We start from the raw sequence: 1,458 nt of genomic DNA, 5'->3' as shown, positions 1-1,458 counted from the left end.
GTGCAGCCTGATGTGTGAGTCAAGCGGCGGTGAGTCTTTGGCGGGCCTCGTAGGGGGTGCGGGTGCGGAGTATGGCGTGGAGGACGTTGACGCGTCTGCGGGCCAGGGCGATGACGGCTTGGTGGTGGGTTTTGCCTTCGGCGCGTTTGCGGTCGTAGTAGGCGCGGCTGGTGGGGTCGCGTTGGAGCGCGCAGAACGCGGCTTGGTAGAAGACGCGTTTGAGGACGCGGTCGCCGCCGGTGGAGCGTTGCAGGTAGCGGACTTTGCCGGATTGCTGAAGGGCGGGTGCGACGCCGGCGGCGGAGGCGAGCTGGTCGCCGGAGGCGAACCTGGTGAGGCGGCCTGCCACCGCGAGGAACTCGGCAGTCAGAACGGCCCCCATTCCGGGCAGGCTTCGGATGAGGGCCGCGTCAGGGTGGTCGGTGAGCAGTTCGGCGATGCGCTGATCAGTGTCAGACAGCCGGGTCCGCAGCGCGAGCAGTTCGATGGCGAGGTCTTTGATGATCGCCGCAGCAGTGTCCTCGCCGGGGACGCGGACGTGCTGCTGGTCGGTCGCTGCTTGCAGAGCGCCGGCGACGAGGCGTTCCAGCACGGGGCCGTTGTGACGGCCGGTTTTCTTGAGGTAGGCGAGAATGCGGGCGCGGCCCGCGCGACGGATCTCGGCCGGAGTGACGTAGCGGGCCAGCAGCGCGAGATCGACCTTGTTGCGGGCGTTAATGACGCGCTCCAGGCCGGGATGAATCGAGCACAACAGGTCGAGCATCCGGTTGATAGTGCGGGTCTGGTCCTCGACCAGGTCATGGCGGCGACTGACCAGCAGCGACAGTTCGATGTTGTCGCTGTCGCTGGCATCGACGACTCGCAGGTCGTCGCGCGTGCGGACCAGGTCGGCGATTACCCGGGCGTCCCTGGGGTCGCTTTTGTGCTCTCCGCCTCGGGTCGCGCGGCGGGCCGTCTTTACTGCCAGTCCGGACACGTGGCGCAGTTCGATCCCGGCCTGGATCACCATCACTTCGAGCAGTCGTGCGATCCCTCCGAGAATGTCGAGCCCGATCACGGCCCGGCCGTAGTCGGCTTCCAGCTCGGCGATTTCGGCCAGCAGCGCAGCGATGTCGCCGGGGGTGTTGTCGACTTTGCGGCTCAGCGCCTGACGGGCCTTACCGGTGTCGGGATGCGGCACGGTGGCCACCACCCAATGGAACTCCTTGGCGATGTCGACTCCGACGGTCAACGCGTTCACTGCACTCCCTCCGCTCGGCTGGGCGTGCGACTCCTTCCTGCCGTCCTCGCCCTACACAGCGATGGTTCGCAGAGCCTGATCAGCGGTCCAGAAGGAGCGGCAGGACGGGCGGCCAAGCACCCCGAGCCATTGAGAGACAGCCAGCATGAAAGCCATACCCGCCCTGCTCGCACATGGCTTCGATCTATCACGTCAAAGCCACGACTGAAAGGTAGGGC

The 1,458-nt window shown here is 66.7% G+C and carries 1 protein-coding gene; it reads right to left on the bottom strand.

Annotated features, from left to right (window positions below):
- Positions 1–19 precede the first annotated feature (19 nt).
- Positions 20–1,240, bottom strand: coding sequence for an IS110 family RNA-guided transposase (locus E0H75_RS42775; RefSeq protein ID WP_131519471.1), 1,221 nt, complete (start codon positions 1,238–1,240; stop codon positions 20–22).
- Between the last annotated feature and the right edge of the window lie 218 nt (positions 1,241–1,458).

Origin of the sequence: Kribbella capetownensis (genome assembly GCF_004331485.1) — a bacterium.
GTDB lineage: Bacteria > Actinomycetota > Actinomycetes > Propionibacteriales > Kribbellaceae > Kribbella > Kribbella capetownensis.
The sequence above is the reverse complement of the archived record's forward strand: the minus strand, read 5'-3'. Positions and strand labels throughout refer to the sequence as shown.